The 14,295-nt window shown below is 65.5% G+C and carries 15 protein-coding genes; 7 read left to right on the top strand and 8 right to left on the bottom strand.

The features are described 5' to 3' along the window. Positions 1-157 precede the first annotated feature (157 nt). Both AC1VON_RS30790 and clpS read left to right on the top strand, forming a co-directional pair. Positions 158-472: a hypothetical protein gene (locus AC1VON_RS30790; protein WP_172348921.1), complete on the top strand. Its 315-nt coding sequence runs from the start codon at positions 158-160 to the stop codon at positions 470-472. Between the two features lie 139 nt (positions 473-611). After that, on the top strand, positions 612-917 hold the full coding sequence (gene clpS, locus AC1VON_RS30785) for an ATP-dependent Clp protease adapter ClpS (protein WP_010911143.1): 306 nt from the start codon (positions 612-614) through the stop codon (positions 915-917). 133 nt (positions 918-1,050) lie between these two features. Here clpS and AC1VON_RS30780 read toward each other — a convergent pair whose 3' ends face one another. The 4 genes from AC1VON_RS30780 to AC1VON_RS30765 form a co-directional block, all read right to left on the bottom strand. Continuing rightward, the gene (locus AC1VON_RS30780; protein WP_483125940.1) at positions 1,051-3,129 is read right to left on the bottom strand and encodes a hypothetical protein; all 2,079 of its coding nucleotides are present in this window, start codon (positions 3,127-3,129) and stop codon (positions 1,051-1,053) included. Between the two features lie 63 nt (positions 3,130-3,192). Further along, the gene (locus AC1VON_RS30775; RefSeq protein ID WP_483125939.1) at positions 3,193-6,015 is read right to left on the bottom strand and encodes a DUF4159 domain-containing protein; all 2,823 of its coding nucleotides are present in this window, start codon (positions 6,013-6,015) and stop codon (positions 3,193-3,195) included. Beyond that, positions 6,012-6,953 carry a DUF58 domain-containing protein gene (locus AC1VON_RS30770; RefSeq protein WP_172348925.1) on the bottom strand — a complete coding sequence of 314 codons (942 nt, stop codon included), beginning with the start codon at positions 6,951-6,953 and terminating at the stop codon, positions 6,012-6,014. Before AC1VON_RS30770 ends, AC1VON_RS30775 begins: the two co-directional genes overlap by 4 nt. After that, complete coding sequence (locus AC1VON_RS30765; RefSeq protein ID WP_172348926.1) at positions 6,953-7,957, bottom strand: AAA family ATPase; 1,005 nt, start codon at positions 7,955-7,957, stop codon at positions 6,953-6,955. Before AC1VON_RS30765 ends, AC1VON_RS30770 begins: the two co-directional genes overlap by 1 nt. 142 nt (positions 7,958-8,099) lie before the next feature. Here AC1VON_RS30765 and AC1VON_RS30760 point away from each other — a divergent pair, with 142 nt between their 5' ends. From AC1VON_RS30760 to AC1VON_RS30750, 3 genes are read left to right on the top strand one after another with little or no spacing between them, the layout of a single operon-like run. Further along, positions 8,100-8,729, top strand: coding sequence for a DUF1285 domain-containing protein (locus AC1VON_RS30760; RefSeq protein ID WP_483126399.1), 630 nt, complete (start codon positions 8,100-8,102; stop codon positions 8,727-8,729). Beyond that, positions 8,729-9,361 (top strand): CoA pyrophosphatase, encoded by a 633-nt coding sequence (locus tag AC1VON_RS30755; protein WP_483125938.1) that lies wholly within the window; start codon positions 8,729-8,731, stop codon positions 9,359-9,361. The genes AC1VON_RS30760 and AC1VON_RS30755 overlap by 1 nt, the downstream gene beginning before the upstream one ends. Continuing rightward, positions 9,358-10,623: a CCA tRNA nucleotidyltransferase gene (locus tag AC1VON_RS30750; RefSeq protein WP_483125937.1), complete on the top strand. Its 1,266-nt coding sequence runs from the start codon at positions 9,358-9,360 to the stop codon at positions 10,621-10,623. Before AC1VON_RS30755 ends, AC1VON_RS30750 begins: the two co-directional genes overlap by 4 nt. A gap of 18 nt (positions 10,624-10,641) precedes the next feature. Here the strand turns inward: AC1VON_RS30750 and AC1VON_RS30745 are convergent, their stop codons facing one another. Next, on the bottom strand, positions 10,642-10,827 hold the full coding sequence (locus tag AC1VON_RS30745) for a DUF1059 domain-containing protein (protein ID WP_172348929.1): 186 nt from the start codon (positions 10,825-10,827) through the stop codon (positions 10,642-10,644). 167 nt (positions 10,828-10,994) lie between these two features. Beyond that, positions 10,995-11,909: an oxygen-dependent coproporphyrinogen oxidase gene (hemF, locus tag AC1VON_RS30740; RefSeq protein ID WP_483125936.1), complete on the bottom strand. Its 915-nt coding sequence runs from the start codon at positions 11,907-11,909 to the stop codon at positions 10,995-10,997. 209 nt (positions 11,910-12,118) lie between these two features. Between hemF and AC1VON_RS30735 the strand changes: the two genes are divergently transcribed. Further along, on the top strand, positions 12,119-12,376 hold the full coding sequence (locus AC1VON_RS30735; RefSeq protein ID WP_027030665.1) for a hypothetical protein: 258 nt from the start codon (positions 12,119-12,121) through the stop codon (positions 12,374-12,376). Here the strand turns inward: AC1VON_RS30735 and soxR are convergent. Both soxR and AC1VON_RS30725 read right to left on the bottom strand, forming a co-directional pair. Beyond that, complete coding sequence (gene soxR, locus AC1VON_RS30730; protein WP_172348931.1) at positions 12,373-12,819, bottom strand: redox-sensitive transcriptional activator SoxR; 447 nt, start codon at positions 12,817-12,819, stop codon at positions 12,373-12,375. The two genes, AC1VON_RS30735 and soxR, sit on opposite strands and share 4 nt — an antisense overlap. 159 nt (positions 12,820-12,978) lie before the next feature. After that, a complete protein-coding gene (locus tag AC1VON_RS30725; protein WP_483125935.1) occupies positions 12,979-13,437 on the bottom strand; it encodes a tRNA (cytidine(34)-2'-O)-methyltransferase in 459 nt (152 codons plus the stop codon). A gap of 446 nt (positions 13,438-13,883) precedes the next feature. On the opposite strand from AC1VON_RS30725, the gene AC1VON_RS30720 reads away from it, so the two are divergent. After that, positions 13,884-14,279 (top strand): hypothetical protein, encoded by a 396-nt coding sequence (locus tag AC1VON_RS30720; RefSeq protein WP_483125934.1) that lies wholly within the window; start codon positions 13,884-13,886, stop codon positions 14,277-14,279. Positions 14,280-14,295: the final 16 nt, after the last annotated feature.

Below are 14,295 nucleotides of genomic sequence, written 5' to 3'. Positions count from 1 at the left end.
TCCGACGACAGATTTCCATCAAGGCCGCTCCAGCCGCACCGGCTGGGGCGGCCTTCTGCCAGGCACCCGATCGAGCAGCTGAGCACCGGCGACCCACAGCCAGCAATCTCGATCTGATTTAACCCGTTTTCAACGCCGGCCGTGTAGGACAATCCGCATGAAGAAGCGGTTTTCGTCCATTTTGCGTTCGATGGTGATTGGCGGCCTGGTTGCCACCGGTGTCGCCAGGGCGCTGATTCTGCTCACCGCGAGCCCCGTGCCGGATCCGGCAAGCGGGCGCACCGAGCCCTCGCTGTTCGCGCCGATAATTTCCAGCAACTGGGACTACATCACACCTGTCCAGGCGTGGCTGCTGATCGTGCTTCTTGCCGTGACGCTGGTCTGCGTTGCCGGATGGCCGATCGCGGCCTGGATGGAACGCCGGGCGGACGCCGGCGCAAACCGCCGCGTCTTCGGCCGCCAGGGCCGTTGAACCGCGACCGACAATCTCCCACATGATTGTGAATGACCGGGCCCGCCCGCCGGCGGTCCGCACGCCAATCAAAATGGACGATCGCTGACGCCCGTGGCAAAATACGCGGCGAAGCCCGATCGCGAAACTGTCGGTTCCGATGCCTGAAATCACCACGAAACCCCGCACCAAGGTCAAGCCGCAGACCGAGCGGCCGAAGCTCTATAAGGTCATCCTCATCAATGACGATTTCACGCCGCGCGAATTCGTGGTGACGGTGCTGAAGGGCGAATTCAAGCTCAGCGAGGACCAGGCGCACCGGATCATGATCACCGCGCACCGGCGCGGCGTCTGTGTGGTCGCGGTCTTCACCAAGGATGTCGCGGAGACAAAGGCGACGCGGGCCACCGATGCCGGCAAGGCCAAGGGCTATCCCCTGCTGTTCACGACGGAACCGGAAGAATGAGGAGTGGTCGCCCGTAGGGCGATCAATCGACAACGATTTGTCGATTGAAACGACGAACGCCCGGAGCCATAGCGGAGGGCAGCGGCTGCAGGGCGGTTTCCCTTCTCCCACGGGGGAGAAGGAAGAGGCGCGGCTACCTTCCCTCGCGGTACCACATCGAACCCATCGCCAGGAGCAGCAGGCCGAGGCCGAGGAAGCCGCCGAACAGGGGTACGCGCGAGACGGCCTTCAAGACGCTGTCATTGGTGGTGCGCAGGCCGATCCAGTCGCTGCCGGAGGCATCGCCGGCCGAGCGCACCGGTACGATGGAAGGCAGCGTCACGTCGCCGCCGGTGGCCGTGGACGAGGCCAGCCGGCGCACGCTGCCGCCGGTGGCTTCAGCCGGCGCTTTCAGCCGGTCCTCGGTGGAGATGACGTCGGCGAACTCCGGGGCGTTGACCGGCCCGACATGGGCGAGCGCGGTGAGATCGCCATTGGCAACCTGGAAGAGGCCGATCTCATTGGTCTGGACGCTGCCTAGGAAGACGCCGGGCTCGGATTTGTCGAGCTTGACGGTCACGGTCTTGCCGGAGGGCGTGATGATCTGCGCGGGGCCGGGATCGTCGGCCATGGTCTGGCGGCGGATCTCAAGCACCATGCCGCGCCCCTCGGCGGTCAGCCGCTCTTCCTCGAGCTCGGGTTCCTTCATCAGCCAGTGGGCGATGCGCCGGTAGAGCTGGACGTGCGGGCCGCCCCCCTCGAAGCCGCGCGCCCACAGCCAGCCCTGGTCGGACAACAGCATGCCGACGCGGCCTTCGCCCTTGCGGTCGAGCAGGAGCAGGGGCCGGTTGTCGGCGCCCTTCATCACCACTTCGCCTTGCGGATTCTGCACGCCGATGGTGCGGAACCAGCGGCTCCAATGCGGCGGCTCGGTGGCCGAACCGTCGAGGCCGCGCGTCACCGGATGACGCTGGCCAAGGTCGGTCAGGCGCGGATAGAACGCTTTTTCGACCACCTCGCCGGTCGGCATGGCGGGCAAGGCCGACATCAGCGGGGTGCGCGCGATCGAAGCCTCGCCGGCATATTCGGGGCCGGCGGCGATCAGCAGGGCGCCGCCCTTTTCGACATATTCGGAGATGTAGTCGTAGTAGAGGATCGGCAGCACGTCGCGGTGCTGGTAGCGGTCGAAGATGATGAGGTCGAAATCCTTGATCTTCTCGACGAACAACTCGCGGGTCGGGAAGGCGATCAGCGACAATTCGTTGATCGGCGTGCCGTCCTGCTTCTCCGGCGGCCGCAGGATGGTGAAGTGGACGAGATCTACAGACGCGTCGGATTTCAACAGATTGCGCCATGTGCGCTCGCCGGCGTGCGGCTCGCCTGAAACGAGCAGCACGCGCAAATTCTCGCGGATGCCGTCGACCAGCGCGATGGCGCGGTTGTTGGTGTCGGTGAGTTCGCCCGGTTCGCGGTCGATGGCAAGTTCGATGATGTTGCGGCCGGCGCCCGGAATGGTCACCTGCAGCGGCATGGTCTGGCCGACAGTGGCATGCTCGACGGCGACCTGCTCGCCATTGACGGAAACGCGCACATCGACCGGGCCGGCTTCGTTTTCCGTCGAGATGACGCGGTATGTCATGTCGAGCGGCTTGCCGACAAGGCCGAAGCGCGGCGCGTTCTCGAAGCGGATGCGGCGGTCCTTTTCGTGGTCGTTGCCGGTGATCAGGGCATGCAGCGGGGCATTGAAGTCGGGCGCGCCCGAAGGCGTGTCATGCACCTCGCCATCGGTGATCATGATGGCGCCGCCGATGCGCGAGGGCGGCACGTCGCGGAAAGCGCCTTCCAGCGCGCCGAACAGCCGGGTTTCGGTGCGCTCCTCGGCGGCATCGGACTTGCCGGCCTCGACGACGCGGACGTCGAATTGCTTGAAGCGGCCAAGACGCTGCTGCAGCCCGGCCAGCGCTTCATCGGTCTGCCTGGTGCGGTCGCCGATGTCCTGGCTCTGGCTGCGGTCGACGATCAGCGCAACGACGCTCTTCAGCGGCTCGCGCTCCTCATTGAGGAACACCGGGTTGAACAGCGCGGCGGCCAGCGCCAGCAGGGCGACGAAGCGCAGGACACCGCCGCGCTGGCGAAACCACAGGCCGACGAGCGCAAGCAGCGCCAGCGGCACCAGCACCAAGGCGAGCAGCGGCCAGGAGATCAGCGGTTCGAAAGAGATGGACCAGTTCATGTCCTATCCTCCCCGTTGAGGGGAAGGCCGATCCGCTGGGGGTGCGCAACAAGGAGCGTCATCTTACTGCCCCAGCCGTTCGAGCAGTATGGGCACGTGCACCTGGTCGGATTTGTAGTTGCCGGTCAGCATGTACATCATGATGTTGACGCCGGCGCGCAGCGCATAGATGCGCTGCATCGGATCGGCCGGCACGGTCGGCAGCAATGGGTCGCCATTCTCGTCGACCGCCCATGCGCCGGCGAAATCATTGGCGGTGATCATGATCGGCGAGACGCCGTCACCGGTGCGCACCGGCCGGTTGTCGGCGTTGCTGGCGTCGAGCGATGCCTCGACCCAAAGCGGGCTGCCGGCGAAACGGCCGGGAAATTCGGGCAGGATGAAGAAGGACTTGGTCAGCACGTGGTCCGACGGCACCGGCTCCAGCGGCGGCACGTTGAGGTTGCCGAGGATGTCGCGCAGCCGCTCGGTCGCAGGGCTGGTGGAATCGGCGCCGATGCCGTTGGCGAACTGGTCGCGCGTGTCGAACAGCACAGTGCCACCTTGCTGCATATAGGCATCGATGCGGGCGATCGCGGCCTGGCTCGGCATGGGGGCCGCCGGATCGATCGGCCAGTAGATCAGCGGGTAGAAGGATAGCTCGTCCTTCGAAATATCAACGCCGGCCGGCGCGCCCGGTTCGAGCGCGGTCTTCTCGATCAGGAAGCGCGTCAGGCCCTCGAGCCCGGCGCGGCTGATTGAATCGACGCCCGGCACGCCAGTCAGCACATAGGCGATGCGGGTCTTCGAGATCGCCGCGATCGCTGCCTCGTCGCCCGGCTTGGCATCGTCGGCGCGGGCGTAATCGGCATGGCCGAACAGCGCGCCAAGGGCAATCAGGACTGCCGCGGTGGTGGCTACGGCACCGGCCCGGCGCGGCCGACGAGAAAACAGGCCGCCCATCCAGAATACCGCCAGCGTGTCGAGCAGCATCAGTACCAGCGCGGCCGCGACCAGCGCACCCTTCAGGTTGCGGGATTCGTCGAAAGCATACTGGATCGTGGTGACCGGAACAGCGACTTGCGGCCGCGCCAGCGGCTCAAATCTGGTTGCGGCATCGAGCAGATTATGGGCGAAAACGCCGGTTTCCGAGCCGTACAGGCCCGGCGGGTTCTCGAAGTTCACCGGCAAAGCGCCGGCGCCCGGCACCAGCGGCCGCGCATCCGGCGTCGGCGGCACCAGCGAGCCGTCGGCCGCGATCATGCGGTAGGGCGCCAGCGAGGTGGCGGCGGCTTCGGCATTGGCGATCGCCGCGCCCTGGTTGCGTGACAGCTGGACGATGCGGCGCAGCATCTCAACGAAGCTGCCCGAGATCGGCAGGTTCGACCATGTCGCCTCGGGCGTGACGTGGAACAGCACCAGCGTGCCCTTGCCCTTCTTCAGCCCGGTGACCAGCGGCGTGCCATCGGCCAGCGCCGCCCAGGTGCGCTCGACGATATCGGGTGTAGGCTCGGCCAGCACCTGCCTGCTCACGGTGACCTCGGTCGGCGGCGCCAGGTCGGCGAAGGGGCCGGCCTTGGGAAATTCGGTGACCGGCTGCGGCGATGTCCATGACAGCGCGCCGCCGAGCGAACGCTCGCCGGTGCGCAGGCGGACCGGCAGCAGATCGTCATCATTGCCGGCGGCGGCCAGCCGCGAGCCGGCGAAACGCACCAGCGTGCCGCCATTGTCGACCCAGTCGACCAGCCTTTGTCGGACCTGCGCGGGAATGGTGCCGATGTCGGCCATGATGATCATCGCCGGCTTCTGGTCGAGGATCTGCGGGATGGCGTCGGCGAGATCGGCGCTGGAGGGTTCGACCAGGTCGGCGAAAGGCTGCAACGCGCGCCTGATGTAGTAGAGAGGCGACAGAAGCGGCTGCGCCTGGTCTGCTTCGGCCTGCGACAGCAGTCCGACGCGGCGACGCTTGGAGCTTTCGTCGAGCACGCGCACCGCACCCGCCTGGCGCTCGCCGTCGAGCGCGATCGAGGCGAAATCATTGCGCAGCTCGAACGGCACCGCCATGGTGCCGGTGGCGGTGGCTTCGCCGGGCGCGAAGGTCAGCGTCGCATCGGCGATGCGGCGGCCCTTGTCGTCGAAGGCGCCGGCGGTGACCTGGGCGGGGGCCGGGTCGCCCGGCGCGCGGATGGCGGTGAGGGCAAAGCCGTCGACCTGGTTGTCGGCGGCAGTCAGGCCGGTCAGCGAAAACCGGTCGGCGGTTGCCCAGACGATTCGAGCGGCATTTTTCGACAACAGCGTGTTGAAGGCGGCTTCGTCGCCCTTCGCGGCCAGGCCGTCGGCCAGCACGGCGACGCTGGCGCCGGGCAAGCCCTCCAGAACGCCGGCGACGCGGGCATAGACGGCGGGCCTATCGGTCGGGATTGGCCGCGGCTTGGCGGCGCGCAGCCGGTCGAGTGCGGCGGCGGCATCGAAGGGGCCGATCTCCGCATTGGCCTTTTCGGCGGTGAAGGCGATGATGACCGGCACGCCGTTCGAGCCGGCGTCGGCGATCAGCCGTTCGGCGGTGGCGACGCGCTTGTTCCAGTCGGCGGCACTGGCCCAGTCATTGTCGATGACCAGCGCAAGGGCAGCACCCTCGGCCGGCAGCTTTTCGCGCGGGTTGAAGACTGGTTCGGCCAATGCCGCTACGATGAGCGCCGCCATCAGCAGCCTGAGCAGCGTCAGCCACCATGGGCTCTGCTGCGGCGTCTCCTCGCGCTTCAGCACCCGCGCCAGGATTTTCAGCGGCGGGAAGATCTCACTCTGCGGCTTGGGCGGCGTCAGCCTGAGCAGCCACCATATCACCGGCAATGCCAGCAGGCCCCATAGCACCATGGGAGCGCCAAAGGAGAGGGGCAGCCAGCTCATGCGACAGCCTTCCCCGGCTGACCACTGCCTGCATTCAGCCCGGCATAGGAGCCATCGGCGGTCATCGCCATGTGCAGGCGCACCAGTGCGTCGGACGCCAGCCGATCGGTGTGGTTGACGGTGAAACTCCAGCCGAGCCGCTTGCACCAGCCGGCCAATTCCGCGCGGCGTGCGGTGTAGAGCAGGCGATACTCGTCGCCGAGCATTTCGGCACGCCCGGCGGTCAGTTTTTCGCCGGTCTCGGGATCGGTGAACTCGGTGCGGCCGGCATAGGGGAAGGTTTCCTCGGCCGGGTCGGCGACCTCGATCAGATGCGCGCGCACGCCGTGGCGGGCAAGCACATCGAGCCATTCCATCGTCTCTTCGACCGGATCGAGAAAGTCACTGGCGATGACGATGTCGCAGAACCGCCTGATGTCCGACAGATCAGGCTTGGCCGGCAGATCGCCGGCATGCATCAACTGGGCGGCGATGCGCTCGGCGCCATTGCGGGCCGTGAACGGATCGGTCAGTCCCGGCCAGGCGATGCGCTCGCCGCTGCGCGACAACAATTCGGCCATGGCCAGCGCCAGCACCAACGCACGCGATTGCTTGGAAACGCTGGCGCCGGTCGACTTGTAGAGCATCGACGGCGAAGGGTCTGCCCACAGCCACACCGTATGGGCGGCTTCCCATTCGCGGTCGCGCACATAGGTGTGGTCGTCGCGCGCCGAGCGGCGCCAGTCGATGCGCGAGGAATCGCCCTCGACATAGGGCCGGAACTGCCAGAAATTCTCGCCGATGCCGCGTTTGCGGCGACCATGCCAGCCGGCGATCACGGTGTTGACGATGCGGCGCGCCTCGACCAGCAGGTCGGGCACAAGCGAAGCCCGCAACCGGCCACGGGCGAGCGCGTCGCGCGTCGCTGCCGGAGCCTGGACCTCGCCGATTCGCGTCATCAAATCCCTTTCACAAGCTTCGCCACCACATCTCGCACGCTGGTGCCCTCGGCGCGGGCGGCGAAGGTCAGTGCCATACGATGCTGCAGCACCGGCTCGGCCAGAGCCCGCACATCGTCGACGGATGGCGCGAGCCGTCCCTCATAAAGCGCTCGGGCACGCGTGCACAGCATCAGCGCCTGGCTGGCGCGTGGGCCGGGACCCCAGGCGACATGCTTGTCGGTCTCGGCATTGCCCTGGCCCGGACGCGCCGAGCGCACCAGGGTCAGGATCGCCTCGACGACGCTTTCGGGCACCGGCATGCGGCGGATCAGCGTCTGGATTTCCTTCAGCCGTGCCGGCTGCAGCACGTTCTGGGCCTTCGCATCCTCGATGCCGGTGGTCTCCAGGAGGATGCGGCGTTCGGCCTCGATTTCTGGATAGAGGATGTCGACCTGCATCAGGAAGCGGTCGAGCTGGGCTTCGGGCAGCGGATAGGTGCCCTCCTGCTCCAGCGGATTCTGCGTCGCCAGCACGTGAAAGGGCGCGGGCAGATCGTAGCGGGCGCCGGCGATGGTGACATGGTACTCCTGCATGGCCTGCAGCAGCGCCGACTGCGTGCGTGGCGAGGCGCGGTTGATCTCGTCGGCCATCAGCAACTGGGCGAAGATCGGCCCGGAGATGAAGCGGAAGGAGCGCTTGCCGGTCTCGTCCTGCTCCATCACCTCGGAGCCGAGAATGTCCGATGGCATCAGGTCGGGCGTGAACTGGATGCGGCGCGAATCGAGGCCGAGCACGACGCCCAGCGTCTCGACCAGCTTGGTCTTGGCAAGGCCCGGCACGCCGACCAGAAGCGCATGGCCGCCGGCCAGCACCGCCACTAAAGTGCGCTCGACGACGTTTTCCTGGCCGAAGATCACCCGGCCGACCCCGTCGCGGATCCTGGAAATGTCAGCCAGCGCCTTCTCGGCCTCAGCGATCATGTCCGTTTCGCTGATCGGGCTTTCCTTGACCATCACGCTCATGTCGCATCGATCCCTTTGCTTGGAAATACCGGCCCGCACCATATCATAGGTTGCCGCGATTCGGCCTCGCGTAGCGCCTATGGTCGAACTTAAATCACAGACTTAGGCTGACAAGCGGAACAACAGTGACTATTTCGTGACGATGACGGAACACGACGAACATCGCCAACAAAGCCTTACGCAGGCAACCGAGGCGCGGGGCCTCGAGGCGCTGATCTCGCGCGCGGCGCGTGCCGGCAAGGGCGCGGCCCCCGTCGAGCGCTGGAATCCAGACTTTTGCGGCGATCTCGACATGGAGATCAAGGCCGACGGCACCTGGTTTTACCTGGGAACGCCGATCGGCCGCATGCCGCTGGTGCAGCTTTTCTCCTCGGTGCTGCGCAAGGACGCGGACGGCAGGACCTATCTTGTGACGCCGGTGGAAAAAGTCGGCATCCGCGTCGCCGACGCGCCGTTCATCGCCGTCGAACTGGATGTTTCGGGCAGCGGCGAGGAACAGATCATCACCTTCCGCACCAATGTCGGCGACGTGGTCGAGGCCGGACCGGAGCGGCCGCTGCGCTTCGTGGACGAGAACGGGACCGGCGGCCTGAAGCCCTATGTGCTGGTACGCGGCCGGCTGGAAGCGCTGGTGGCGCGGCCTGTCATGTACGAACTGGTCGGGCATGGCGAGGAGATCGAGGTCGGCGGCGAGACCATGTTCGCGGTCCGCTCGAAGGGCGCTGTGTTTCCAATCATGCCGGCTGGCCAACTGAAGCGGCTGAGCGCATGATGGACCAGGTGTCACCGGCGCCGTTTTCATCGGCGGATTTTCGCGCGCGCTTTGCCGCGCAGCCGCAAGCGCATGCCGGTGACGATTATGGCGACCATCGCTTCAATCCGGGCCATCCGCGCCTCAACCAGGTCAAGGCGCTGCGCAACGCGGCGGTGCTGATCCCGGTGGTCGATCATGATGGCGAGGCCACGGTTCTCCTGACCAAACGGGCCGAAAAGCTGCGCAGCCATTCGGGACAGGTGGCCTTTCCCGGCGGTACCATCGACTCGACCGACGCAAGCCCGGAAGCGGCGGCGCTGCGCGAGACCTTCGAGGAGATCGGGCTTGGCCGGGACCGCATCGAGATCATCGGCCGCATGCCGGACTATGTCGCCGGCAGCGGCTACAGGATCGCGCCGGTGCTCGGCATCGTTCGGCCGGGCTTCCAGCTAAGCTTGAACGCCGACGAAGTCGATGCCGCCTTCGAAGTGCCGTTGCACTTCCTGATGGACCCGCTGAACCATAAGCGCGACAGCCGCATGTGGAACGATCTCGAATGGTTCTTCTATGACATGCCCTATGGCGACCGGCGCATCTGGGGCGTCACCGCCGGCATCATCCGTACGCTCTATGAAAGGCTTTATGCGTGAGTGTTTCGATCGCGGGCAGGGCCGACTGGCTCGCCGACAAGCATTTGCAGCGCCTGCTTGCCGCCCTGGCTGAAGGGGGCGAAGAGGCGCGTGTCGCCGGTGGCGCGGTGCGCAACACGCTGATGGGCCAATCGGTTGCCGACGTCGACATCGCCACCACCTGTTTGCCTGACGAAACCATCCGCCGCGCCGGGGCGGAAGGTTTCAAGCCGGTGCCAACCGGCATCGAGCACGGTACGATCACCGTCGTCGCCGGCGGCAAGCCCTATGAAGTCACCACCTTGCGCGCCGATGTCGAGACCGACGGCCGCCGCGCCAAGGTGTCGTTCGGGCGCGACTGGAAGCTCGACGCCGAGCGGCGCGACTTCACCATAAACGCGCTCTACGCCGACGCCGATGGCACTGTCGTCGACCTGGTCGGCGGCATCGCCGACATCGAGGCGCGCCGGCTGCGCTTCATCGGCGACCCGGAAGCGCGCATCCGCGAGGATTATCTGCGCATCCTGCGCTTCTTCCGCTTCTTCGCCTGGTATGGCGAGGGCCGGCCGGACGCCGAAGGGCTGAAAGCCTGCGCCCGGCTGAAGGAGGGCTTGGCTCAACTTTCGGCGGAGCGCGTCTGGTCCGAGCTGAAGAAGCTTCTGTCGGCACCTGACCCGTCGCGGGCGTTGCTGTGGATGCGGCAGGCAAGTGTGCTGACCACCGCGCTGCCGGAAAGCGAGAAATGGGGCATCGATGCCATCCATGGGCTGACCAAGGCCGAAACGGATCTCGGCTGGGCGGCGGATCCGCTGCTGCGGCTGGAGGCGATCGTGCCGCCGGATGCCGCACGCATGCAAACGCTTGCCGAGCGACTCAGATTTTCGACCGATGAAGCACACCGCTTGCGCCATTGGGCACTCACGACCGCCGTCGAGCCGAAGATTACCGAGGGCGAACTGGCCAAGCGGCTCTATCGCGGCGACCGGAAAGGGTTTGTCGACCGCCTGCGGCTGTCGCTTGCGGCAGCCCGGGTGCGCGCTGTCGAGAACAATGACGCGCTGCTAGAGGCCGGCGGCTTTTCGCGCCTGCTGGCCTTCGCGCTCAAATGGGAAAAGCCGGTGTTTCCGCTGAAAGGCGCCGATCTGACGGCGCTCGGCGCGACCCCAGGGCCGAAGCTGGGTGAAATCCTCAAGAACCTCGAGGCGGAATGGATCGATGCAGGATTTGCGCCGGACCGCGGCGCGCTGCTCGAACGCGCCGCGCAAGCCCTGAACGCCGGATAGGGTACTAGCTGCTTCAGGTCAGGCTGCGTCGCGGGCTTTTTCGATGCGCGAGCGGATCGCCTCGATCATCGTTTCGCGGATAACAGTCTCACCATGCGTCTCACGCATATGCTCGACGGCACGGCGCATCACTTCGGCTTCCTCGTCGGCACGGGTGTGCCAGTCACAGCCGGGAACGAGCGACCCGCAGTGGAATTGCTTCATCGGATTTCTCCTTTTTCCTCCGTGAAGCCTGTCAAAGGCTCCACAACTCCTTTGCCCACGGTCGATCACAAGTGAGGCCTTTGGACCATGAGCAGGGCAGAGACGATAACACGGAAGGGGCAGTCTGGTTGCATCAAAGCTCCGTGCGCCTTGCCCTTACCTGACATTTACGGCCAGCGGACTTCTGGCGGCAGGCTGGACAGGATCGAGGCGACATTGCCGCCGGTTTTCAGGCCGAAGATGGTGCCGCGGTCATAAAGCAGGTTGAATTCGACGTAGCGGCCACGGCGGATGAGCTGTTCGTCGCGGTCACCGTCGGTCCAGTTCTCGTTGAAGTTGGCGCGCACGAGGTGGCCGTAGACGACAAGGAAGGAACGCCCGACATCCTGGACGAAGTTGAAGTCGGCATTCCAGCCGCCTTTCTCCTCGCCCGAATGCAGCCAGTCGAAGAAGATGCCGCCGGTGCCGCGCGGCTCGTTGCGGTGGGCTAAGAAGAAGTACTCGTCGCACCAGCTCTTGAATTTCGGATGGTCGGCGACGCCGGCGTTCTTCTCGCACGCGAACTGCATGGCGCGGTGGAAGGCGACGGTGTCGGGATCGTCCTGGGTGCGGCGGCGGTCGAGCACCGGGGTCAGGTCGGCGCCGCCGCCGAACCATTGTCGCGAGGTCACCACCATGCGCGTGTTCATGTGCACGGCCGGCACGTTGGGATTCCAGGGGTGCGCGATGAGCGAAATGCCGGATGCCCAGAAACGCGGGTCTTCCTCGGCGCCGGGCATCTGCTTCCTGAATTCAGGCGAGAACTCGCCATAGACGGTCGAGGTGTGGACGCCGACCTTCTCGAAGACACGGCCATGCATCATCGACATGGTGCCGCCGCCGCCCTTGCCCTGGTCGCGCTCCCAAGGCGTCTTCTCGAAACGGCCCGGGGACCATGAGGCCAGTGGGCCCTGGAGATCCTGCTCGATCTGCTCGAAGGCGCCGCAGATGCGTTCGCGCAGCGCCTCGAACCACAGGCGGGCTTTCATCTTCTTCTCTTCGATGTCGGCGGGCAGGCCGGCAGGTAGTTCGGGTCGTTCCAAGTGCCGTCTCCGATTGCGGGGCGGTAAGTCGACAAAAAACTCGTCTTTTCCGGGCGCGATCCCTAATCTCCTGAGGAACAGGGTCAAGTCCCGTTGCAGCGCCGCGCGTCTATTGGACGCGCAGGGAACGCCGCAGGACTTTGGTTTTGCGCGTGATCCTTTCCGAAACCCGGTTTCGGATCATGCGCTGCGGTGCAAGGAGTTTTTTCGTGCGCACCCCGGCAAGACCGCCGCTGGATGGCTTGAAGAAAAGGCTCGACCAAAGTCGGGCCGAGCGCGCACGCATGCCGCGCGACGGTTTCCTGCGCGAAACCTTCGTCCTGCCGCGCTCCGATGCGCGGCTCAAGGCCAAGGAATGGTTCGAGCGCTTTCCGAAGCAAGCCTACTGGACCGAGATCGAAAGCTGGTTCGAGCGCCCCGGCGACCTGATCGAGTTCACGATAAGGCGGTTGCCGGTGGCGGATTAGGACCCCACCACCAGACGCCTCGCCCCCGTGCCTTGCCTTGCCAGCCGGTCGCCCTTGTTCCTGAGCGGGCATTTGTCGATAGACATGCAGCCGCAGCCGATACAGTCGGTCAGCCCGTCGCGCAGTTTCTTCAACTGAGCGATCTTGTGGTCGAGCCCATCGCGCCAGGCCGTTGAAAGCAGGCTCCAGTCATCGCGCGTCGGCGTGCGGCCTTCCGGCAGTGATGCCAGTGCCTCGCCGATCTCGGCGAGCGAGATGCCGACCTCCTGGGCGATCCGGATGATCGCCACCCGCCGCAGCACGTCGCGGCCGTAGCGCCGCTGGTTGCCCGACGTGCGATGGCTGCGGATCAACCCGCGCGCTTCATAGAAATGCAGCGCCGACACCGCGACGCCGCTGCGCATGGCCACCTGGCCGACCGTCAATTCCGTTACTGGAGCCATTTCCGACTTTTCCGCTTGACCTCAAGTTAAGTTGAGCTTGTAGCGAAGAAATACTGATCGGGCAAATGACAGGAGAAGGCGATGTGCGCCTGGGTGAGAATGACTGGAGAAACCACTGTCGTCGGCGACGGCAAGGGCGCTGTCGACGGGCCGCCGATCCTATCCGAGCTGCCGGATGGCTTCGCCCGCCACCATGGCGACGGACAACGCGACGTTTATGCTGCGCGTGGTGCCCTGCATGGGGATGGTCAGCCGCGCATCCGCCGCCTGATGGACAGGATCCGGCACGCCTGCGGATTCGCGGCCAAACAAGAGGATGTCGCCGTCGGCGAAGGTGAAGCCGGTATAGGCGGTCGTGGCTTTGGTCGACAGCAGCACCAGCCGGTGCGCGCTGGCCTTGCGCCAATCCTCGAAGGTCTGCCAGTCGACATGGCGGGTCAGAGCAGCCATTTCGAGATAATCCATGCCGGCGCGCTTCAGCGCCTTGTCGGAGAGCGGAAAGCCGGCCGGCTCGATGATGTCGACGCCGAGCCCGAGGCACGCGGCGAAGCGCAGGATTGTCCCGGTATTGCCGGCAATGTCAGGCTGGTAGAGCGCGATGCGGAGACGACGGTTCATTTCCGCGTCCTTCTAATAAGTGGCAGATCGGCCACAGGGGCCTCTCGGTTTTGGAAATTCCTGGACCTGCGGGTGGCCATTTTTTGCGAAGTCGGGTATACGGCCAGCATTGTCAACCCGAACCGATGGAGGGGTAATTCATGATGACCATGCACATCCAGCGCCCCTCTCGTGGGCTTGTACGCCTGCCGGCGGTTTCGGTACGACGATTCTCCTGACTCTCTAAGACTTGATCGCACCGATTCCCGCCGAAACACCTTTTCGGCCCTCGAAGGAATCCTGCGATGTTTTTCAAAAAGTCAAAAGGGCTGAACGCCCAGTCTGAACATGTCCGGACCGATGCTTGGCGTCGCGTCCGGACCGACGCAACCCACGCCTCCGGCCGAATGCCGGCGGAGGATGTTGCTTCGCCTTTTTATCGCTATTTTCACACGGAGGACGGACCAATGTTCGATCCCTACAGAATACCGGGCTCCAGGAGCCTGCATGTCCACCGGCTGCCGACATGGGCGCTGCTGATCGGCGACACTTATTCGTCGGCGGTTCATGCCGAAGTCCGCCGCCGCCCGCATCGCGGCATGCTGCCGGATGTCGATTTCTCGCGCGCCGTTCCCGATCCGAGCCGGCCGTCGCTGGTGCGCCGGATCATCCGGCTGATCCGACCGGGCGCGAAAAACCGGGCTGGCGGCACGGTGTCGGCAGGATCGACAAACGCGCCTGTCGGCGAAAAGCCCGCGAACCCCTATATAGCGCGAAGCAGGGCCGACGGTCCGGGTGATTCCGGACCGTCGGCCCTCGGCGCCATGCGGGCCGGGGATTTCGTACGTCGCCAAGCCGCGTAAGCGGAAAACAGATTTC

It is taken from the genome of Mesorhizobium sp. HAY1-8B (genome assembly GCF_056868045.1).
Note: the sequence above shows the minus strand (reverse complement) of the source record. Positions and strands in the feature narration are given on the sequence as shown.